This is a genomic window from Paenibacillus sp. YAF4_2 (assembly GCF_052113225.1).
In the GTDB taxonomy this organism is placed as follows: Bacteria; Bacillota; Bacilli; order Paenibacillales; family Paenibacillaceae; genus Pristimantibacillus.
This window is the reverse complement of record NZ_JBFRCT010000001.1, coordinates 78,091-100,638: the sequence shown is the minus strand read 5'-3', so window position 1 is coordinate 100,638 and position 22,548 is coordinate 78,091. Positions and strand designations below refer to the sequence as shown.

Genomic DNA, 22,548 nt, shown 5'->3' with positions numbered 1-22,548 from the left:
CTTTATCTCCCGGAGTAGGATGGTTCCGGCTTCCCCGCTTCTTCACCAGATGGAGCCGCCTTAGGCTTCGGAGCTAATTCAAGGCGAGCACGACCCATGAGGATCGCGAAAACGAAAGCCAGAATTGGCAGCAGAACGTTCCATTGGAAAATAAACAGGATAGAGTCGGACAGCTTACCGAGCAATACATTTACAAAATCAGCTGGCAGCCCCATTTGCTCTTGTACTTTTGGATTAAGCAATGCCTGCCCACCTTTGATTTGTGCAGCCATGTCAGGGTTGATGTTTGGCATTTCCTGCAGCGAGTTTTGGAAATGAGACTTCTGCATGGTGCCAAATACCGTAATGCCAAGCGCTGAGCCAATCGTACGGAAGAAAGTGATTAGCGACGATGCCGAACCCTTATACTGCGGAGGAACGGAGTTCAACGTCGAGATGTTAAGCAAGGAGAAGGATACACCAATCCCCAGACCAACGATGACCATAAACACAGTAATCAAACCGCGGCTGGACGATGTGTCCATCACATAGCCAAGCAGATAAGTCCCCACCATAAGTATAATGGACGATACGATCATCACATCACGGAACCGGAATTTATTTGCAATCCGGCCGCCAACCTGTGCGCTGACTACAACACCAAGCATCATTGGAGTAAGGACCGTACTTGTGCTAGTCGCAGACAAATGGAATACGCCTTGCATGAACAGTGGAATATAAGTAGCAACAGCGATCATAATACCGCCATACAGAAGGCTGATCATCATGCTGCTTGTAAATAACTGCTTCTTGAACAACGTAAGCGGTATAATCGGATCCTTCGCTGCTTTCTCAACAAAGAGGAATACAACGGCAAGGATAACTGCTCCAGCAAGCAGCGAAATCGTCTTCGCCGAATCCCAAGCCCAGCCATCCGTACCGCCAAGCTCAAGGCCAAACATCAGAAGCAGAACGGCAGCCATCAGAAGAATAGCACCCGCCCAGTCAATGGCTTGCTTCCGATAACTTTTCGATTCCTGATAACCTTTCATAATGAAGATCAACGACAAGATGCCGATCGGTACATTAATGTAGAAAATCCAGCGCCAGCTCATATTATCCGTAATAGCGCCGCCCATAATCGGACCAAATACGCTGGAAATACCAAATACGGCGCCAAACAGACCCATCATTTTGCCACGTTTCTCCGCCGGGAACAAATCGAAGATAATCGTAAATACGATTGGCATAATAGCACCGCCGCCAATACCTTGGATCGCACGGTAAATAATGAGCTGATTCATATCTGTAGCTGTACCACACAAGATCGAACCAATTAAGAAGAAGATTAAACCTGAGATGAAGAAACGTTTGCGTCCGTACATATCGGACAGTTTACCAAAGATTGGTGTTGCCACCACCATCGCGATCATATAAGCGGAATAAACCCATACGAATTTATCCATCCCGCCCAGCTTCTCAATAATATTGGTCATAGCGGTAGATACGATCGTTTGATCCAATGCCGACATGAACAGACCAAGCAGCAGACCCGCGATAACTAATTTAACACTGCTTTTTTTCGCGTCCATAAGAACTTCCCTTCTTTTATCAATTAGCCGTACTCAAATTTGAATACCCTTCGCCTATTATACTCAAATTTGAGTATTAATCAATCTAAAAATGTTTAGAGGTTTTGTAAGTTTTCTGGTGTATAATGGCAAGGAGATCTTAGGATAAGGTGGGATTACATATGTCATATTTATCGTTAAGTACTTGGAGCCTTCACCGAAATTTAGGTCCACTTCGTTGGACCATCTGGAATGAAGAAACACGCCAGCACGACACTTCCGTTCAGGAACAGCCATCGATTCACACGCTGCTTGAGCTCCCTGCAGAAGCTGCCCGACGCGGTTATCAGGCAGTTGAAGTATGCCACTTCCACTTCCCTTCCACGGAACCGGCATACTTGGCGGAAATCAAGCAAGCTTTCGAGACAACTGGCTTGTCCTTCGACACCCTGCTGCTTGACTATGGCGATATCACTTCATCAAATGAAAGCCGTGTAGCCGCCGATCTATCTTTAATTCGAGAATGGATTGATATCGCATCCCTTTGCGGTGCCAAACAGATCCGGGTCGTAGCTGGCGAAGCATTGCCAACGGATGACGAGGCAATCCTGGCTTCAGCCTCAAGATTGTCAGAACTCTCTGCTTATGGACGAACAGTTGGAGTAAAGGTTGTAACGGAAAATTTCAAATCACTGACTTCAACCGGAGCGAGCTGCATGAAGCTGCTCGATGCCTGGGGTGAGCATGCCTCAACCATTACGGACTTCGGTAATTTCCATGGCGCTCATAAATATGAGGAGCTGGCACTCACAACACCATTTAGCGTATCCATTCATGTGAAGCCTCAATATGATGAGAATGGCTATCCGGATGAAACGGAGCTTCGCAAATGTCTAGACGCTGTCTCTTCATCCGGATTTAACGGCGCATTTGTCCTGATCTACGATGGCCCAGGCGATATGTGGGAAGGCCTCGAACGGGTGAAACGAATCGCGGCATCATATGGTTAATTATCAAACTGCGCATTTGAATGTTCTTCCGATCGCCATTGCTCGGGGATTCCTTTGAATTAACGAAATAAGGTTGGATTCCCCGAGCAAAAGCGAACGCTTAAAAGCTTTCTGAAAGAAAGCTACTTCGTAAGCATACTCTTTGCTTCTCCAGAATCATTCAAAATGCTCCGTTTGCCATTAACCTAATCAATAGAAATTTTAAAATAAATGTGGATTTCACAGAACTCTGCTTCAATCTTTTACAAAAACAAGATAGAGATCAAATCACAAAATAGCGGTGCAGGAGTTATTCCTGCACCGCTATTTATGATTACATCGCCAATTTACTTATTTCAGCTTCCGAAGCTTTGCCGCGCGTGTACCAAGCATGCTTGGAAAGAACTTATCATTCTGCTTCCTAAACAGATACTGGCAGTAGTCCATCATAAGAAGATCGGATTTTCGGTGAAGCGGCTTAAGCAACTGATGCTTGAATATATGTCGACCCGGAGCGCTATTCGCTTCGAAAATCCATACACGTCCATCCTTATCGACGCCAAGATCAATGCCTAGATCACCAAGCTCATGCCCATACCCTTTTTCCAGCACATACCCGATTCGTTTCGATACCTTTTTTATTTTATCCTCGATAACGCCAGCTTTCTGCCTGAATACTTCATTTAGCACATAAGGCCCTGTCTTAATCCAACCGCCATGTGTCGTAATTTTGCTGGGATGATTAATATTAGCCCCAATGGCTGCAACCACCCATTCGTTCTTGCCATTCTTATTAAGCTGAACACGCAGATCAAAGAAGTCTGCTCCGTAACGCTTCAGCTCCACACCTTGTTGGACCAAGTAGGATGACAGCTTCGGAATATGATTGTGAATCAATTGTGCCAGGGAAGAATATGGCTTACTGACCTTCGTCTTACCAAATATGGCTTCGCAATAGTACGGCCGTGAGCTTGTTCTTCGACTGATTTTATAGATGCCCTGGCCACCACTTCCTTTAAGTGGCTTGAGAAAGACGGATGTTGATATCTTTAACAGCTCTTCAATTTGATGAATGGACGGCGAAATATACGAGAGCGGCAAATGAGCTTTCAATTCTGTGTCATTCGATATAAACCTATACATGTCGCCTTTATTGAAGTAGTTATGATTAAAGATTGTGCTGCGCGTATGGTGGATATACTCGAATAACCGTTTATACAATGGCGTACTATAGATTTTTCTAGACTTAATTTGGTTGTAGATGACGTTCGGGAATGGAGCGGTTGCCTTGTGCCACCGCATTCCTTTACCAGATCGCTGCAGGAAGCTTCCGTTAACCTTCCGAGTCCTCCACTTAATATCCTCCGGCCTGAATTTATAGAGCAGCATCGGACGTCCCGTTGTATGGGACTGCAGAAAATGATTGCTGACCTCTTCAAATTTCGGGCTGCTGACAACTACGCCAACGACCGGCCCGAGCCGAATAGATTTATGATTATAGTAAGCATAAAGCTTGCAAGGCTTTGGAATGGACAGTTTATCGTTATGGGTCTTGGATAACACGATTTTTGGCGTATTACTATTAATCGGGATCACGTTCGCCAGTATCGCAAGATGCCCGATATTCACTTTTATTGTAGTAGAGGCCATTAATCCCCATTTATTCATAAGACTTCGACTTATGGCCACTTGATTCATGCCTTGCTTGCTGTTACTAGAGACTTCCACAAGGGCTTCATTATACAAAGGCGATCCCCCTCTTCCCCTACTATCATTAAAATATGGGGCAGAAGTCTATCGGACACGGTCAATGCCTATTCGCGCAAACAAAAAAGAGGCCGTACAGGCTTGGTGCCCGTACGGCCTCTTTTTGTAATGAACTACCTTTTCTTAAGTCCAGATGAGTGCGCTGCAATGATAATATCCATTTGCTTATTCCACTCTTCGTCTTCCGTACATCGCTCTGGTCGTGCTTCGAACCAATCGATCGTCCGCTTGATGCCTTCTGCAAAAGGTACCGTAGCCACAAACTCTGGTACCAGCTGCTTGATCTTACTGTTGTCGAACACGGCGCTGACTGCTTTGTCACCAAGTAATCCTCCAACAAGCTCCGGATCATACGAAATAAGAAATTCGGACGAAATATGTACTAGATTGGGCTTTACGCCAGCAGCAGCACCAATCGCATCATAGATCTGATCCCAAGTAAGCACTTCATCTGAAGTAATATGATAAGCTTCACCAATCGCAGACTGCTGGCCAAGCAGGCCAACAAAGCCTTTTGCAAAATCGCTGTTATGCGTCATTGTCCATAATGATTGGCCGTCTCCATGAACGATAATTGGCAGCCCTTTACGCATGCGCGCAGCAAGAGACCATGGATGAGACCAACTGTTCAGTGAGGCAGGAATCATTGTATCGCCGTATGTATACGAAGGGCGGACAATGGTTGCTGGGAAGCCGGCATTCGCATACTCTTTCATCAGCAGCTCTTCACAGGCTATTTTATCTCGAGAGTATTGCCAGTATGGATTTTCAAGCGGCGTATCCTGCTCGGTTATGATATAATGCTTCAGCGGCTTCTGGTAGGCAGATGCAGAACTGATAAAGATATATTGCTTCGTACGCCCCCGGAATAGATCAATGTCGGTCTGTACATGTTCCGGTGTGAAAGCGATCCAGTCCACAACTACATCGAACTCATAACCGTCTAGTGCAGCTGCAGCAGATTCCTTATCGCGGATATCTCCTACGATAATCTCTGCACCTTCCGGGACTAAGCCATCCCGATTACCACGGTTAAACAAATAGAGCTTAATACCTTTCTCAGCAGCAAGCTTCGATACCGCCTGGCTGATTAAGCCAGTGCCTCCGATAAACAATACTTTCATCTGAACATCGCTCCCTTCAATGAACAGTTTAAAGCTTTAAAGCAACAGGAGCAATGTTTACGGTATAATAGAAAGATAGAACAGAAGAATAGGAGACAAGTTATGGACATTGTACAAATTCCCCTAGCCATGATTGACGAGGATACGGACCAGCCGCGTTATCAGTTCGACGAGGAAGCACTTGTAGAGCTGATGCGCAATATTGAAGAAATCGGTCTTCTCTCTCCCATCAAAGTCAGAACCATTGAAGGCGGACGTTATAAGATCATTTATGGCAACCGTCGATATAAAGCATGCAAACGCCTTGACCTGCCAGCTATTCCTTGCATTGTGACGAGCATGACCGATGAGCAGGATATTTATATGGAGCAAATCGCGGAAAATCTCACTCGGCAAGGCTTTTCTCCAATTGAGGAAGCTGAAGCCTTTAATAAGCTGATGACAGATCCGAAGTTTAACCGCTCAGTCAAATTTCTGGCAAGTAAATTCGGTAAACCGGAATCCTACATAAAAAATAAATGTGAGCTTCTGAAATTCAGCAATGCCGTTCGCAAGCTAATTATTGGCGGTACAGAAATTCGCAAGGATCGTTTGACCGAAGATCAATTACTGCCGCTTAAGGATTTACCGATGGAGCATCGTGATCCGCTGGCGCTTATTATGGCCAAGGATGAGATGCCGCCAAGCGACGTGAAAAAGATCGCTAAGCTTTTCAAGGACAAGGATATTTCCGCCTCCACCAAGGACAAGCTGTTATACAAATCTGGCCCGGGACTGCTCGAAACCTGGTCTATCCAACAGAATAATAAAGCTGAGAAAGCTAAACCTGCCGAACCAAAGCCATCAAAAGCAGAAAAGGCGATTAAAATCGATGTCCCAACCGAAACAACGGCTGTCTCAGTAGAAGCTGCTCCAACACCAGAAAATCCTTACGCAGCCATGGATACGAAGCTGAATCAGCTGCTTTCCGCCCTGCCTGCTTTCTCTCCTTTGCCGGATGAAGCAGCTTTATCCTTACAGGAGATGGATGCAGAGCAAAGAGCTGAGCTTATTCGCCGAATGGATGCTCTATTAGAGCAATTGCGCTCCCATACCGAAGAATGGGATAAGCTGAAGTCCATCGCAGCAGCCAATTAACTGGCTGCACTTCGTTTGATCTGCCCCGCAGTCCAAATCAGAATTGGACAGATGATCCCAAAGATCATCGTATAATACGGCCAAATACGGTAGCTTGTAAGTAATACAGCCGTGTTTGGCCATAATACTCCCGCAATTACATACGATATTAACCCCAGCGGTATTAATAGCGTGCGATAATTCTCTAATTGGAATACCGCAGCTAGCCCCCTTACACTTACGTACATCAGCAAAGACAATCGAAAAAAAATCGCAATGAACCAAACGACAGACACTGCAACTTCAAACCGTTCGAAGAAATCGCTGAAGCTTATGGTCCGTACGACAAAATAACTCGAAAAAGTTAAGGTTGATACTACGCCCTGACTAAGAACGGCAATTACGACCAGCGTTACATACATAAATAAGACGCCTGAAAAAAGCGAGCTCTTCATAACAATGTTCCTCCATTTGTCCGGCTGAGTGGTAAAATAGAGGAACAATACACTCTCGATATATGGAAAAGCGATGGTCGTTAATGAGGCATGCACAATTGGCTTCCACCCAAACTCCAATACCGGTAGCAAATTAGAAACCTTTGCGGTCGGAATTAATGATAGGTAGCCTAAAACAAGCAGAGCCATTACAAGGAAAAACAACACTTCAGCCGCACGTCCAATTGTTGTAACACCGCAGTATACGACATAAATCACAGCCCCCAGCATCATGACAAATATAGCTTCCATCGGAGTTTCCGGCATAATGACCGTTGTAATATATTCACCCAGATCTCGTAGGGAAAGGCTCATGATCAGGAAAGGAAACATTAAAGTAAACAACAGCAAAAACAGCTTTCCTAACCATTTGCCGAATAGAGTCTGTATGTACTGCTCAAACGGAACTCCATTAAGGTGCTTTATAATTCCTGCATAGATCATAATCATCAGCATTTGAACAGCCAGAACTAGCAATAAAGAAATCCAGGCATCCTGTTTAGCAATAGAAGCGAGATTGGATGGCAAAACTAGAAATGCGCTGCCGAGCTGATATAAGATAAACCACAATGTCATCTGCCGGATCGTAAGCTTTTCGGAATTCATGCCATCCCACATCTCCCTTCTACGAATCTAGACTAACTAAGCAGCTTGGATACGAAAGTTTCAAAAGGTTTGAACATCGTTTCAATACCTGTCATCGGGCTGGGCAATGTCACCTCGAACTGTTTCAGCAATACAAGGGAGACGCCCACAACCAGAAAACAAGAGCTGATGACAATGTCACGGATAGCCCGCCGCTTCAGCAAGGCACTATATTGCAAATAAGCTCCAATCAGGAATAGCAGCAAAATCATCATGTTCACCACCCGTGCTGCCCCTCTCTTCATTATGGCTGCCTGTGAATGGTATTGATTATTTTACCAGTCTTGTGCAGCTCGCTCTTAACGATAACCTCAACCTTCAGCTCATTCTTAAACACTTCCGGCCATACCATTTTCCACGCTTGCCACTGTCTTGGATATTTCTCATGGAAATACTCCCCAAATCCAAAAATATCCGCTCCAAATTTCTGCTGAACATAAGCAATGCTGTCTTCAAGCGTCTTCTTCTGCTCTTGTCTTGCCGCCTCCTGCAACTGGTTAAATATTTGTTCATCTGCTAAATCAGCTTGGCAGTGATACTCTCCAATGTTTGCCTCACTTCGCAATTCAACCTTAATGAATGGGTTCCCGTTCTTAATAGAAGGAGTTATCTTGGCCTTTGATTTGTATACTTCTATCACAAAATTTTCCTTCGAGTTTGGACAAGATATATGGCTTACGGTGTTATGTACATTGTTCGTGATATAGCTGTAGCCCTTGCTTTTCGATTCATTAAGCCATCCAACTATCCGATCATCTAGCAGAACGCCGATCCCGGTATATTTGTACTCTGCATAAGAAGCTGGCTGCTTGACATTATCCATCTTCATTCCTTTTTTTCGATTGCCAATGAGAGTGATGCCTGTCAGCACGGGATCAATGCCATCCTTTGTCAACTTTTGCATCATATCAACAACGTTAACGGCCGAAGTAGGTGCCCAAGCATGCTCCGATACTTTAAGTGACTTATACAGATCCATTGCAGGCAGCACTTCCATGGGCGTAACAAAAGCAAGTATATCCTTTGCTGAACAGCCTTTCGCAATCGCCATGTAAAAATCCGGGCGGACCTCATGATCCCGAAACAAAAAGTCCAATGGATTACGGATTCCCCTCTCTGCCACAACCTCGTCAATAATGACGATTCGCATATGCGACAGATACATTCTTCTGGAAGCTTTCGTCGTAATTTTGCGTATCGCTTCAAAAATCGTTGGAGCACGCTCCGAGAAATTAATAGCTGGCGAACGCTGACCGGTAGATCGATTTATCGACATCTGTGAGGGATCAGATACTTGGACTGTTATTTCATATTGGTTGTCTACCCAATCTATGCCCATCGCAAGCACAACGGAGATGGCATTAAGTTCCCGTCGATTCCAGCAGCCAGATAAGAACATAATGATAATCAGAATGGCCGTTATTACAGCCCCAATCCGTTTGAAAGCATTCATGATGAGTTATCCTGCTTCGTTTGTCCTTGTGTAGACCTCCAAAACGGCATCCGGAAGATGGCATCGTTCTGATTGTTCGCCTGAAACGGTGCTGCTGGGCTTAAATAAGGAATGCCAAAAGACTGCAGATGGCTAAGATGTACGACAAGTATAATGATGCCGATCATTAGCCCGTAAATGCCAAATGAAGCTGATAAGGCCATAAACAAAAAGCGTATGATCCGAATCGGGATTGACATCGAATAAGCTGGAATGACAAAACTGGATATAGCCGTAATCGCTACAATAATCACCATTGCGGCCGATACAATGCTTGCTTCTACAGCAGCCTGGCCAATTACAATCGTTCCAACAATAGATACAGCTTGCCCAATCGTTCGCGGCATCCGAATGCCCGCTTCCCGTAAGATTTCGAACGTTCCTTCCATCAGCAATGCTTCAATAAAAGCCGGCAGAGGCACGCCCTCCCGCTGAGCCGCAAGACTGAGAAGCAGCTGTGTCGGCAGCATATCCTGATGGAATGTGGTGAGTGCGATATAAGCGGACGGCACAAGTAAACAGATGGCAAGCGCTACATATCGAAGCAACCGAATCAAAGTGCTGTACAGAGGCTGTTGATAATAATCCTCGGCCGATTGAATAAAATCAATGAATATTGCTGGAGTCATTATAACGAACGGTGTACCGTCGACGAACAGCGCAACCTTCCCTTCCATGATGCCGGCAGCTATCGTATCCGGCCGGTCTGTGTTGTAGATCGTAGGGAAGATTGTCCACTGCTTCTTTTCATGCAAAATCTCTTCCAGATACTCGCCTTCGAGCACACGATCCTGCTTGGAGGTTTGCAGACGTCTGATAAGCTGGCGAACCAGCTTATCATTAGCCAAACCATCCATATACATGACGGCCACATCCGTTTTCGTCATTTTGCCGACTTTTAGCGTGATCAGCCTTATTCTCTTGTCTTTCACGCGGCGTCGAACTAATGTCGTATTGGTACGCAACGTCTCTGTGAAGGAATCTTGCGGCCCACGCACAACGGACTGAGTCTTCGATTCTGTAATGGAACGATCTTCCCATCCTGGCATCGCAACGACTAGCCCTTCCGGCTCTCCGTCCAGCATAATCAATAAGCTGCCTGAGAAGATCTGCTCCAAGGCAGCATCAACCGTGTGAATCGGGGTCACCTCACCAGCATCCAAGACATGCTCTCGCAGAACATTGAGATTAACTGAATCCAGCGGTGTTCGATCAAGCAAAGCGGTTATAACACCACTTTGAAGTTCATTCTTGTCAACCATACCATCTAAATAAAAAATCGCAGTCTTCCGATTGTTCGAAATGACCAATTCACGAACGATAAAATCCGAGCTAAAGCCCATAATTAGCTTCATTCTCTCTATATTTGCATGCAAGAGAGGTGAAAATTCACTCGATGCCATTAACAGCCCTCCTTCATTCCTTAACGACGCGATCCGGATCCGTTCCCTTGGTCTCCACTCCAAAGAACAAGACCGTTAGTGCGCCTATAACAATCGCAACAAAGAACACCACAAACACGCTGGTTATAGATGTCCCCTTATCAATTAACATACCGACAAGATAGGGGCCGATGATGCCACCAATACGACCGAAAGCTGCGGCAAAGCCAACTCCTGTAGAACGAACGCTTGTTGGATACAGCTCAGGCGTATAAGCATACATCGCTCCCCATGCTCCAAGGTTAAAGAATGACAAGAAGATGCCTGCAGTCAGCAGCATCCCCGCTGTAGTAGCATTGCCAAACCAAATGGCACAGATAGCAGTCATAAGCAGATAGACAGCTAATACCCCTTTCCGCCCTACCTTCTCGATCAGATAAGCGGCAGTAAAATAACCCGGAAGCTGTGCTAATGTAATGATCAATACGTATTGAAAGCTTTTAACCAGCGTATATCCTTTCATAACCATCACAGTTGGCAGCCATAGAAACATCCCGTAATAGGAGAACACAACCGTAAACCATAAGATCCAGAGCGTAATCGTCGCCCGTTGATATTTGGCAGACCAGATGGATGCCATACGTTCGCTGAAGGTCAGTTTCGTCTTCCCTGCCTGCTCCTTATAACGCGGTGAATCCTCGATGCTTCTCCTTAGAAACAAGGCATATATCGCTGGTACAGCACCAATGACAAGCGCCATCCGCCAGCCAAAGTGCGGAATAAAGAAATAGGAGATTAGCGCTGCTAATATCCAGCCGCCTGCCCAGAAACTTTCTAAAAGAACGATCGCCCTTCCTCTTACTTTCTCCGGCACCGATTCGGATACCAAAGTCGAAGCTACCGGAAGCTCTCCACCTAATCCAAACCCAGCAATAAAACGCAGAATGCTAAGTACGAGTAGATTGGGTGCCAGTGCGGACAATCCGCTTGCCACAGAAAACAAGAGCAATGTCCAAAGCAAGACAGCTTTACGTCCATATCGATCGGCGAGTGATCCGGATACAGCTGCGCCAAATGCCATCCCCGTAGAATTAATTGCAGCAAGCAGTCCGATCTGCTGTGCGTTCAGGTTCCAGTCGACGCTTAATGCTGCTGCGATAAACGAGACCAGCCCCACATCCATGGCATCAAACAGCCAGCTGAATCCGGCGCTTAATAGCAGCTTCCGGTTTTTGGGTTCACGGAATAAAGTAGTCTCGCTCATGTTGATAGTTCCTCCAGCTTTTCATTACCTTCAATGTGCCCTGAATCGAATTCCATTATGTAACAACAGCACAAAAAACGGCCATCTTATCTGAGAATAAGATGACCGTTTCTTATCATGTTAACTAAACAATTCTAGGCAGCCGCCTCTACTTCTGTTTCCTCACGCTTTGTGAGCACTTCCTTCTTCAAGAACCAGCAGAGGACAAATGACACCGCTGCAAACCCCAAGGCAATAACAAAGATATGGTCAAAGGCATTAGCAAATACGGTTTGGATCTTGAACACCAGGTCTGAAGACAACCCAGCCGGTATGCCCCCTGTCTGAATCGTATCTATCGTTTGCGGATCAATTCCACTTGATAAGCTATTTACACCATCTTTAATATTTTTGGCCAGGACACTTCCGAGTACACTTAGTCCAACTGTAGCTCCAAGTGACTGGAACAACTGAACCGTACCAAGCGCTACACCGCTATGCTCCTTCGCTACCGACTCCTGCACGATCAGGTTATCACTGCCGAACAGCGCCCCCATGCCAAGACCCATAATAAAGAAAGCAATAATGATGTAAAGAACGGTTGTACTTACAGCGATCTGTGATAGCAGGTAGATCCCGACTAATGGCAATAAGAAACAAATAATAAATAGATTCCGGTAGGCGACTCGAGTAACTAAGAATCCGATAAGAATACTCGATGGGATCGCTCCAGCCATAAAGGCGAACATCAGATAACCGGCAGCCGTAGGCGTCAGCCCCATTACATTTTGCGCAAAGAACGGGAAGGTCGAAATTCCGCCCATTAATCCCAACATAAGGGTAAATACGAGAAGCGATAAGACAACGACATTCCGGTTACGGAACAGATGAAGTGGAATGATTGGCTCCTTCACCTTGGATTCTATCCGAATAAATAAGGCAATTAATAATGCCGACAGGACTAACAGACTGATAATAATTGGAGAAGACCAGCTCAAACCCTGATTGTCGATCAATACGGGGGCAAGCAGGAACGACAGCAATGCGGCTACAAGTGTGCCAGCGCCAGCCCAGTCAATCGTGTGTTTCTCTTCCCCTCTAGATTCATGCAGCCCCTTGAATAAGAAAGCTACAGCAACAATGGCTACCGGAATATTGATCAGGAATAACCAGTGCCAATTCAAATTACCGACAAAATAACCACCGATCGTAGGTCCGATCAGCTGCGGAAGAATCATCAATGGACCAATAAGGCTTTGCACCTTCGCACGCTGTTCGAGCGGGAAGGTCTCCCCTATAATAACCAGAGCGATTGGCATCAAACCACCTGCTCCAATCCCTTGAACACCTCTACCGATAAGGAGTTGTGCCATTGAGTCAGCAGAGCCGCAAATGATGGAACCTAGACAAAATAGAGCCATACAGCTCATGTATACTTTTTTTCGCCCAAATACATCCGCAAGTCTTCCCAGGATTGGCATAGCTATCGTCATGGTGAGCATATACACGCCAGCAACCCAGCCGTATAGTGATAAGCCGTGCAGTTCCCTGATGATCGTAGGCATAGCAGTTGATACGACCGTCTCATCCATCTCGGCAAAAATAAGACCAAGCAGCAAACCGATCAGGACAAGCGATTTACTATTTTGCTTCACTTTCAGCACCTCATTCGTTCGTTTAACTGGGATCATCATACCCTCCGAATTTAAACGGAATTTAAACGAATGGGACAAAGAGGACCTGAAATAGGATGAGAATTAGAGATTACTATGGTTGGAGGAGCTTTTGATGGGAAATAAACACAATATTGTTGTAGTCGTTATACCGATCGCAGAGGTAAAAAAGTTTATCCTGATTGACATTATTATTAGTACAGCAGCTTATTATACGCTCGTCATCTCCTTCCATTCAATGATAACCGCTAGCGCCGGCAGCATGGCTCTGCCAATGCTTATTCGGCGCTCGCTTAAATTACGTTTTCGCCGCTAGTTGTTCAGCCATTGAGCTAGGGTATGACGAAGCAAATAAACAAAGCTGCTGTTCTTTTGAAGAACCTCCCGGCATCGGTCTGGATAATCGGTATAGATGCCATCTACTCCCCAATTCAAAGCACGATCCATGTTCAGTTGATAATTAACCGTGTACGGGTAAATGCGCAGACCGGATTTTTGAACTTTTTTAACATATGCAGCATTGATCTTTGGAAAATTCGGACTAATCCCTTTTGCGTACTTCTTAATTTTGTGCAGCGAAGCACTGTTAATTCGGGCAGGAGTGTTATACCACATCAGTTGGTATAGCACGATCCGCTCGTTTAATCGATGAATTTTCTTCAAGCTTTTGGAATTAAACGACTGGATAATAACATGGTCTTCAAGGCGGAATTGCTCAATTAAAAGAAGCAGCCTCTCCTCAATTCCCGGATTAAATTCTGTATCTTTGATCTCAAGAATATAACGGGTGTCATGACCAAATGTAGTAAATATATCACGCAGTGACGGAACTTGCTGACTGGTGAACTCATCTCTGGCATACATCGGATGATGCTTATTGAACCAAGAGCCTGCATCAAGCTGCTGGATGGCAGCAAGGGTCATCATGGCTACTTTGCCTTTTGCATTTGTCGTACGATTGACGCTTTCATCATGCATGGCAATGATCTCGCCATCCTTCGTCTGTTGAAGATCTATCTCAATATAATCCGCCCCGGAATCAATTGCATTGCGGTAAGCGGCAATGGTGTGTTCAGGTGCATACCCTGATGCGCCGCGATGAGCAATAATGGACGCAGGTTTCGTGAAACGTTGCCCTGCAACAGCCGGATGTTCCGCTAAAGTCAGGATAAGGATCAGGACGACGGTAATAAGTAAGCCATGCAGCATATAGAAATAAAAGGATGATATCTCTTTCCTTCTCATTTGCATAAGCCTCCCTTCCGTTGCCCTTAACGTTTCACGTCATTTCCCTTTTTATGCGATTTGCAGTTAAAGGCAGGGACTGGAAAATAAAAAAAGCTGCTCCAATAACTTGGAACAGCTTCATCCTATTTAATAAGTTGCACCTTGTAAAAACTTAACTCGCTCGCCCATCGGAGGGATTTCGTTCCCCTCGACATTAATCTCGATAACGATTGGTCCTTGCGATTGATCAAACCACGACTGCGTCAGTTCAGGCTGAAGCTCCGCCAGCGAATTAGCCTGCGCATACCGAATGCCAAGTGCTTTGGCGACATCTGCAATGCTTGTCCTTTGCTGCGAGAAATCGTCCAAGCAGCGTTTGTACTGCATCATATGCCCGTGATACACCATGCCAAGCCGTGCATTATTAATAACAACAAACACAATCGGCAAATGATATTCTTTCGCTGTCAACACTTCGAGTCCATGCATAAAGAAGCAGCCATCGCCTGTAATACAAATCGTTGGACGCTCAGGCTCTGCAAGCTGTGCACCTAACGCTCCGCTAATGCCAGATCCCATCCCGCCAAAGTTGATGTTGATATCAAAGACTTGATCTTCACGGATAACGAGATTCTGAATCGAGTACGTCATAAATTCGCCGATATCTACATAATAACGTGCATGATCAGGAGCAATAAGATTAAGCTGACGGATTGCTGTCCGAGTATTCCAATCCTCTGATCCCAATTCATCTGCTTCAGAAGCTGCTGCAGCCTCCTTGTATGCCAAGGAAATCTCTTGGATCCCCTCTTCGCTCATGCCCATAGTCAATCGATCGATCAACTGCCAGACAACGAGCTCAATATCGCCATGTATCGGGTAGTCTGTCTCGAAGTTTTTGCCAAGCTCACGTTTGTCGTGATCAATGTGGATCAGCTGTTTGCCGTCCACCAGACGCTCATCCCAACTGCTTGTCGCTGACTCCCCTAAGGCTGAGCCAACAATCATTAATAAGTCATGTTGATCACCACGCAAATATTCAACGGCAGAATCATTACTTGCTAGACCATATACGCCAAGTGCAAGCGGATGATTTTCCGGGAAAGCGCCTTTCCCCCGTGGCGTTGTTGCCACATGCCATCCAGTAAGCTCTGCGAACCGCAGCATCGTATCTTTAAACTCCTTGGCGCCATGACCAAGCAATAACACCCCACGGCGGCCTGCTTGGGCAATTGCATCTGCTGCTGCTACAACGTCTTCCTGAGCGGGAGAAACGGGCTGTACCACCGAAGCCGATAACACTTCAGGTGTTCCGATGTCTGTCATTTGCATATTAATCGGAATCGTAATATGTACCGGGCCAGGTATTCCGCTAATTGCCGTATTATAAGCTTCAGCTATAACGCGAGGCAAGTCTTCTGGATTAGTTACGGTCTTGCTTAGTTTAGTTATGGAAGCGAATATTGGGTCAGCATGTAATTCCTGCCCGCCGCCCTTGCCGAATTTTGTCGTTGGAATAGCACCAGTAAGGAAAATAACCGGAAGCTTCTCGCGCCATGCATTAGCAGCAGGGGTTACCAGATTTGTTGCTCCAGGACCGCTGGAACCAACGCAAACGGATGGAATACCTGTAATTCTTGTATAGGCTGCTGCCATATAACCTGAACTTGACTCATGCTTAGCTACAATGGATGTTAATTCTGGAAGTTCATGCAAGCAATCATACAATGCATTAATAGAGCCCGCCGGGACTCCGAAAATATATTTGACTCCTTGATTAACTAAAAATCTTAATCCAGCTTCGATTGCTCTCATCTTACTCTCCTTTTTCTCTCATCGCTTATTTCTTTACCGTAATTTTGAATACTGAGCCTTCCCCTTCGGAAGATTCAAACGATATTTTACCTCCATGCATTTCGATCAGCTGTTTGGAGATAGCTAAGCCAAGCCCAGTTCCATTAATTTGATTATTGACTTGATAGAATTTTGTGAAAATATTTTTCTGCTTTTCGATCGGTATACCAATACCGCTATCGCCAACCTCGATCGTCATGCTGTTGTCTTCCATATACGCTTTAATCGTGATCTTACCCCACTGCGGCGTAAATTTAATGGAGTTTGAGAGTAAATTCAGCAAAATTTGCAGGATCCGCTCACGGTCAGCACGCATTGTTTTATCCCCGCCAGCATGAATCTCTACTACAAGCTCCAGCTTCTTCTTGTTTATGAGAGAGTCCACAATATGGGTAGCTTCACGAATCAGTTCTTCGAAATCAAATTCCGAATAGCTGAGCTCGAATTTGCCATTCTCCATCTTCGCGAAATCAAGCAGCTCATTTACCTGATTGAGCAGGCGTTCGATTGATTTCCCTGCGGTTTCGAGCAAATCCAGCTGGGAGTCATTCAGTTTGCCGAGCACTTCTTTACGCAAAATATCAACCGTGCCTTTTACCGCAGTAATAGGTGTTCGAAGCTCATGGGATAGCGTTGCAATGAAATCGCTCTTCAGCTCATTCAAATATTCCAGCTCTTTTACAAGACCTTCAAGCTTGAAATTTGCCTGCTGCAGCTCCATAGACCGAACATTAACAGAATAATCGAGATTCTCTGTATGAATAGCATTCGCAAGTGCTGTCGCAGTCACATCTGCTATTGATTGGCAAAATTCAATCTCACCCTGCTCATACTCACGGCAAACGCTCATTGTCGGGATGACAACATCACCAAATACGCGATCCTTCGCTACCAATGGGATGATAAGCAGACTCTTGATGTTAAACATCTCACAAGCCCGTTGGTCCGGGCGCGGATCTGCATAGACATCAGGGATAGCTACTGCTTTTTTCTCTGTTACAACCTCATAGAACAGCTTGTCTTTATCGATACTAAGCTTGATCTCTTCGCGATGCCGATTCTTCCATTCCTCTTCCGTTACACTGACAGAGGAAATATGATAAGGCTCAATTGTACGATCCTTTTCGTTGTATAGATGGATACCAACCTCGTCGGAGCCTGTTGCTCGTTTCATATAATGGAAGCAGGTTTTTAATACTTCGCGGACGGACAAAGATTTGGACAATGCTTTTGTCGCATCCAGCAGCAGCTGCTGCTTATCAACGAGATTTTTCGTATTTTCGAACATCTGGATATTATGAATGGCTACACTGACCATATTGACGAACGCTTCCGTTACTTCGATCTGCTCACGCGTCAAATTCATCGGCTTACCGAAATCATGAACAAATACAACGCCAAAGATGGAATCATTCACAATAACCGGAATACCAAGAATGGATTGAATCTTCATAAGCAGCTTCTTATCGTCATCGACCCGCTCATCAATATTTGTATCTCCGATGTATTCACTGGCTCTTCTCTCCAGAATATCTCGTACAAAGGCGTCCTTCTGCGGGTCGATCAAGAGCTCTGTAATATCAATGGACATCTTATTTCCTTTGTAGCCAGTAAAGGTTCCGTCAGGCTGTTTCAAGAAAAATCCGACCAAGTCTGCTTGGGTAATCTCGCTGGCAATCGCATCTACGAACACTTGAAGAATGTCAGAAAGCTCAAATTGTGAATTGATTACTTTCGTCATCAGAAACAATTTCTTGAAGCTCTTTAATTCCATCATAATTATCCACCTATCTGTCCGTTTAATAGATTGTGATTTGATTCTTACCGCCTTGTTTGGATTTCAGCAAAGCTTGATCGGCAAAACCTATCATATGCTCAAAAGAATGCTTATTCACTTTCTTCGTTATTCCGATGCTGACCGATGCATTCGCCCCCTGTTCAACCAGAGAGCCGATGGCCAGCTCATTCACCGTGCGAATAATCTCCTGTGCCATTTCTTCTGCACCTTCTTCTTGCTGCAGCAAGACCAGAAACTCGTCTCCGCCAAACCGGAATGCAAGATCACTCTCCGGCGTTATTGCTTTCTGAATGATGGATGCGATCGCTCTAAGTACCTGATCACCTACGAGATGTCCAAAGGTATCATTAATCGACTTGAAGTTATCCATATCGATCATGAGCATAGCTTGGAAGTCGTTTAACCGAACGGTTGACTCGAGAAGCACCTCATTTAGATACATACGGTTATATAGTCCTGTTAAAGCATCCGTATTCGCTCTCTCGGACAACTTTGCTTTTGCAGTCATCAGCCGATCAAGCTTTTGTTTCTGCTCTATAGCAAAGTTCACCTTCATCTCAAGAAGATCAAGATCATATGGCTTCGTTAAATAATCGAAAGCTCCAAGCTGCAGGCCCTGAAGAATATCTTTCTTCTGTACATTGGCAGACAAGAAGATGATCGGGGTATCAAAGCCCTCTCGGCTCATCCATTGCTTGTAGACATCAAAGCCCGACATATCTGGCATCATCACGTCCAGTAGAACGAGATCCGGACGAATCTCATCAAACATCGCAAGTGCCTCTGTGCCGTTTTCTGCCGTATGTATGCTGTAATTTAGAGAGTTCAAAAATATACGAAGAATTTGTACATTATGCGGTTCGTCGTCAACGATGAGAATTTTTTCACGCAATGACATGTTTCCCTCCGATTTATTCACCATTAATTAAGGTCCTCATCGTCATCTGCTCATCGATGATGTCAAGAAACTGGTGGACGAGCTGTTCGTCAAACTGGGTATTGGCATTCGTCACCAACTGTTTTCTTACTTCTTTTACATGCAGGGAACTACGGTATACACGGGTAGAGGTCATAGCGTCGAAAGCGTCCGCTAAGCTGACAATCCGGACAAGAAACGGAATTTCATCCCCCTTAAGGCCATCAGGATAACCTTTCCCATCTATACGTTCATGGTGCCATCTGACAATTGGAAGAATGTCATTCACTTCAGGCAGATCCTTTAATAATTCATAACCAATAGCAGGATGCTGACGAATCACATCAAACTCCTCATCGGTCAAACGTCCCGGCTTCATTAGAATATGATCGGGGATGGCCAACTTCCCGATATCATGCAGCAAAGCTGCCAGCTTCAGCTGCTCGAGATCTGCAGAGCTTATACCAATCTTCTCCCCTAACAAAGAGGAGTAAAAGGCTACATTATAGCAATGGTCCACTGTAAAGCTGTCTTTCATCCGCAGGGTATTAAACAAGCTTTCGTAGGACTGCTGTCTCAAAAATTGCTTACGGAAATAAATCTTGTCGACGAGCTGATCCATATGCAGTTTGATAATTCGGCAAATTTGTAGCTCTTCAGATGTTAACGATCGCTGTGACTGAAAACAAAGCAGGAGTGTACCATTCGTTGAGTTGCGATTAATATGGAAGGGATATATCGTGTGGAATGACGTTTCCTTCAAACAGGCTCCGTCTAACTTATCGTCTTCGCTAAGAGGTCTTCCATCCGGTATACGCTCAAAAAAATCAGCCTGAACAGCTATCTGCTGAAGCTGATTTATATCAAACTGCAGCATATTATACGAATACGCTGCAGGCTCCTGGCGCTGTGAATCTTCCATTAGAAATAAACAAATTTGCTCGCAGCCGATCGTATCTTTTAAATATTGGCCAAGAAGCCCCATTGAATCAAATAGCGAGTTTGAGTTAATGACACTCTTGAAAAACACCGAATTATGCATGTTCAACCTCTATTTCTCATGAATACATGAAGCTTTAATCTTGTTTTATTCGACATCTATTCATTTTCTCCTCTATTTGAACTATAAAAAATGTCGGTTTTTGCAAATAAAATAATCATTCTCTTTTTTCTTGTCTGAGAGGCATAGCGTCAAGCGGGATATGGCTTAGTGAAATCAGTTGCGCTTCAAAGCTTCATTCATAATGGAAAACAGTTCCAAACAAAGGGTTCGTAACAAGAACATGGATACGGAATTTCTTCCGTTCATCGTCATACCACTCCACAACCTCAGCGGTTCCGGTCAATTGCGGTGGAAAAGTAAATTGAAGGATTCCTTCATAAAAACGCTGATCACCCGACCGGATTCGGATTCCTCCATTGCTTGCTGGCTTTATGTCCAGGTCCACTGCCAAATGCTGCTTATTACCTAGATAATCTACAATCTGCCGTCTCTCCTCGCTGTAGATCATCGTTGCGTCGAAATGACGGATCGCCCGTTTGAATTGAAACTTGCGGATCCAGGTTACCGTCTCTCGTCCGAATTTATCTTGGTAAGCATAGTTCTCAATGGTGAACGGAATATGGCTCCCGCCTTGCGGAAACATGATATGACGTGAGGCGCCTAAGGCGAGTGGCAAAACTGCCCATTTGGCAAACCAGATTCTCTCCATGACACCTTGCCCGATTGAAGCTGCCTGATCTTTACTGCTGAATCCAAACCGCTCCTGAATTCGGGGATGAAGCTTATCAAATTGCGAGCCTAAAGCTTGTTCGTAGATCGATCTGGTCATTGTTCCTGTTCCCCCTTTGTTTTTGTTGGCACAGTCCGAATGCAATGTCCCGCTCTTGGCAAATCACGTATGGTTAAATGAGCAATGATACAAAGACCGATCATTCCGACACTTAAGATCACCGGGTTAAAAGGCTGGACAAACAAGGATGGCGAGCCAGCAATTGCACCCGCGGCAAGTACCAGCAACAAACCGATCTGTAAGTTGAACATGGAGCGCACACGGTGAAAGCCTACAAGGGAGAGACCCAGAATAATCTCAGCTGCTCCAAGCCATTTCAATAGTTCAGGCTCATAGCCTGCGAACACTCCAATACTCTGCATCACGTCCAGCTCACCAGCTCCTGGAAACATCCATTTCGGCACGATACCTTCGTATAACCAGAGGAAGCAAAGCAAGATTACGCTCAAGTAATGGATGATTGCTCGCTGAATGCTAACTGCTGGAGGAATTTGTTTTTCCAGCCACAGTCGCAGCACATCAAAGCTCCACGCGGTCGCCCATCCGAACAGCGGACGGAACAGGATTCGATCAAACCATTGACCAAGCAAGCCAAACCTTGTCTCATAGTTGTATTTGGTAATAAACGATATTGAGTCATCCGGCGGATTCGGACGATACTGCCAATAACCCGCACCATGCCGGATTAAAGAGATTGACTGATCAGAACCAAAGGCAAGCGTCGAGACTCGAACTCCCGTTGCTTCATTGATCGATGACCTGGTGAGTCCAGTTCCACTAATATGAAGTCCAAAACCAATACGAGTCTTATATCGAAAGGATTGTGGACTTGCCTCGGACTTGCGGGTTAGATAAGTAATACTTGAAAATCTTAAATCCCATTGCTGGTGAAGTTCAGCCTTTTGTGTACAAGCCCATATTTTATCCATATCCGTCTTCATTTTTAGTTCCACATAAATCGGTTTTCTTTTCATTGTTTGTTCGCTCCTTTCCCTTTCATTCTAGGGCGTGGAAGCGAGCGCGGTCAGTTCTAAGTTTTTTAGAACCCTTGATTGTTAAAAGTGATTGAGGGTTAAATTACAAACGGAAAATTCGAATGTTCTTCCGATCGCCATTGCTCGTGAATTCCTAGAATCAACGAAATAATGTTGGAATCCCAGAGCAAAAGCGAACATTACAAGCTTTCTGAAAGAAAGCTACTTCGGAAGCATAATCTTCGCTTCTACAGAATTATTCGAATGCTCCGTCATGATTAACCTGTCTATAAATATCCCTAAGAGAATTCAATAAAGGCATATTGGTGAGAACTAAATTTAATCAAAATGGGGATAGCCGACTGAAGAAATAACTCACATAGGCGAATATAGATAAAAATAAACCCAAAAATAGCGATGCAATGGCTATGCCTGCACTGCAATTTTTGGGTTTTGATCAAATGCGACTATACTCTAGTCAGTTAAAGCCTAATTAGTGCTGTGAGTTTGT

The 22,548-nt window shown here is 44.9% G+C and carries 18 protein-coding genes and 1 pseudogene; 3 read left to right on the top strand and 16 right to left on the bottom strand.

Features of this window, described 5'->3' with window-relative positions; translation table 11 throughout:
- Nucleotides 1–2: 2 nt before the first annotated feature.
- Nucleotides 3–1,571, bottom strand: a complete 1,569-nt coding sequence (locus tag AB4Y93_RS00480) for an MDR family MFS transporter (RefSeq protein WP_441888072.1) — start codon at nucleotides 1,569–1,571, stop codon at nucleotides 3–5.
- Between the two features lie 161 nt (nucleotides 1,572–1,732).
- Between AB4Y93_RS00480 and AB4Y93_RS00475 the strand changes: the two genes are divergently transcribed.
- Complete coding sequence (locus tag AB4Y93_RS00475) at nucleotides 1,733–2,560, top strand: sugar phosphate isomerase/epimerase family protein (RefSeq protein ID WP_441888071.1); 828 nt, start codon at nucleotides 1,733–1,735, stop codon at nucleotides 2,558–2,560.
- A 330-nt stretch (nucleotides 2,561–2,890) separates the two neighbouring features.
- Here the strand turns inward: AB4Y93_RS00475 and AB4Y93_RS00470 are convergent, their stop codons facing one another.
- Nucleotides 2,891–4,285, bottom strand: coding sequence for a YheC/YheD family endospore coat-associated protein (locus tag AB4Y93_RS00470; protein WP_441888070.1), 1,395 nt, complete (start codon nucleotides 4,283–4,285; stop codon nucleotides 2,891–2,893).
- A gap of 134 nt (nucleotides 4,286–4,419) precedes the next feature.
- Nucleotides 4,420–5,430 (bottom strand): SDR family oxidoreductase, encoded by a 1,011-nt coding sequence (locus tag AB4Y93_RS00465; RefSeq protein WP_441888069.1) that lies wholly within the window; start codon nucleotides 5,428–5,430, stop codon nucleotides 4,420–4,422.
- A gap of 102 nt (nucleotides 5,431–5,532) precedes the next feature.
- Between AB4Y93_RS00465 and AB4Y93_RS00460 the strand changes: the two genes are divergently transcribed.
- Entirely contained in the window at nucleotides 5,533–6,567 is a 1,035-nt protein-coding gene (locus AB4Y93_RS00460; RefSeq protein WP_441888068.1) for a ParB/RepB/Spo0J family partition protein, read from the top strand.
- On the opposite strand, the gene AB4Y93_RS00455 is transcribed toward AB4Y93_RS00460, so the two are convergent.
- From AB4Y93_RS00455 to AB4Y93_RS00430, 6 genes are all read right to left on the bottom strand, one after another.
- A complete protein-coding gene (locus tag AB4Y93_RS00455) occupies nucleotides 6,564–7,646 on the bottom strand; it encodes a GerAB/ArcD/ProY family transporter (RefSeq protein ID WP_441888067.1) in 1,083 nt (360 codons plus the stop codon). The genes AB4Y93_RS00460 and AB4Y93_RS00455 overlap by 4 nt on opposite strands.
- 32 nt (nucleotides 7,647–7,678) lie before the next feature.
- The gene (locus tag AB4Y93_RS00450) at nucleotides 7,679–7,909 is read right to left on the bottom strand and encodes a hypothetical protein (RefSeq protein ID WP_441888066.1); all 231 of its coding nucleotides are present in this window, start codon (nucleotides 7,907–7,909) and stop codon (nucleotides 7,679–7,681) included.
- 20 nt (nucleotides 7,910–7,929) lie between these two features.
- A complete protein-coding gene (locus AB4Y93_RS00445) occupies nucleotides 7,930–9,138 on the bottom strand; it encodes a Ger(x)C family spore germination protein (RefSeq protein ID WP_441888065.1) in 1,209 nt (402 codons plus the stop codon).
- Entirely contained in the window at nucleotides 9,135–10,580 is a 1,446-nt protein-coding gene (locus AB4Y93_RS00440; protein WP_441888064.1) for a spore germination protein, read from the bottom strand. Before AB4Y93_RS00440 ends, AB4Y93_RS00445 begins: the two co-directional genes overlap by 4 nt.
- Before the next feature lie 13 nt (nucleotides 10,581–10,593).
- Nucleotides 10,594–11,823 (bottom strand): MFS transporter, encoded by a 1,230-nt coding sequence (locus tag AB4Y93_RS00435; RefSeq protein ID WP_441888063.1) that lies wholly within the window; start codon nucleotides 11,821–11,823, stop codon nucleotides 10,594–10,596.
- Between the two features lie 134 nt (nucleotides 11,824–11,957).
- Nucleotides 11,958–13,496: an MDR family MFS transporter gene (locus AB4Y93_RS00430; protein WP_441888062.1), complete on the bottom strand. Its 1,539-nt coding sequence runs from the start codon at nucleotides 13,494–13,496 to the stop codon at nucleotides 11,958–11,960.
- Nucleotides 13,497–13,590: 94 nt separating this feature from the next.
- On the opposite strand from AB4Y93_RS00430, the gene AB4Y93_RS00425 reads away from it, so the two are divergent.
- Nucleotides 13,591–13,791 carry a hypothetical protein gene (locus AB4Y93_RS00425; protein ID WP_441888061.1) on the top strand — a complete coding sequence of 67 codons (201 nt, stop codon included), beginning with the start codon at nucleotides 13,591–13,593 and terminating at the stop codon, nucleotides 13,789–13,791.
- On the opposite strand, the gene AB4Y93_RS00420 is transcribed toward AB4Y93_RS00425, so the two are convergent.
- The 7 genes and pseudogenes from AB4Y93_RS00420 to AB4Y93_RS00390 all read right to left on the bottom strand — a co-directional run bounded on the left by AB4Y93_RS00420 (nucleotide 13,788) and on the right by AB4Y93_RS00390 (nucleotide 22,037).
- A complete protein-coding gene (locus AB4Y93_RS00420; protein ID WP_441888060.1) occupies nucleotides 13,788–14,720 on the bottom strand; it encodes a glycerophosphodiester phosphodiesterase in 933 nt (310 codons plus the stop codon). The two genes, AB4Y93_RS00425 and AB4Y93_RS00420, sit on opposite strands and share 4 nt — an antisense overlap.
- A gap of 129 nt (nucleotides 14,721–14,849) precedes the next feature.
- Nucleotides 14,850–16,517, bottom strand: coding sequence for a thiamine pyrophosphate-binding protein (locus tag AB4Y93_RS00415; protein WP_441888059.1), 1,668 nt, complete (start codon nucleotides 16,515–16,517; stop codon nucleotides 14,850–14,852).
- A 25-nt stretch (nucleotides 16,518–16,542) separates the two neighbouring features.
- Nucleotides 16,543–18,333 carry an ATP-binding protein gene (locus AB4Y93_RS00410; protein ID WP_441888058.1) on the bottom strand — a complete coding sequence of 597 codons (1,791 nt, stop codon included), beginning with the start codon at nucleotides 18,331–18,333 and terminating at the stop codon, nucleotides 16,543–16,545.
- Between the two features lie 22 nt (nucleotides 18,334–18,355).
- Nucleotides 18,356–19,252: a GGDEF domain-containing response regulator gene (locus tag AB4Y93_RS00405; RefSeq protein ID WP_441888057.1), complete on the bottom strand. Its 897-nt coding sequence runs from the start codon at nucleotides 19,250–19,252 to the stop codon at nucleotides 18,356–18,358.
- 13 nt (nucleotides 19,253–19,265) lie between these two features.
- On the bottom strand, nucleotides 19,266–20,312 hold the full coding sequence (locus tag AB4Y93_RS00400; RefSeq protein WP_441888056.1) for an HD-GYP domain-containing protein: 1,047 nt from the start codon (nucleotides 20,310–20,312) through the stop codon (nucleotides 19,266–19,268).
- A gap of 115 nt (nucleotides 20,313–20,427) precedes the next feature.
- Nucleotides 20,428–21,102, bottom strand: a pseudogene (locus tag AB4Y93_RS00395) (DUF4166 domain-containing protein).
- The gene (locus tag AB4Y93_RS00390; RefSeq protein ID WP_441888055.1) at nucleotides 21,099–22,037 is read right to left on the bottom strand and encodes a DoxX-like family protein; all 939 of its coding nucleotides are present in this window, start codon (nucleotides 22,035–22,037) and stop codon (nucleotides 21,099–21,101) included. Before AB4Y93_RS00390 ends, AB4Y93_RS00395 begins: the two are co-directional and overlap by 4 nt.
- Nucleotides 22,038–22,548 lie beyond the last annotated feature (511 nt).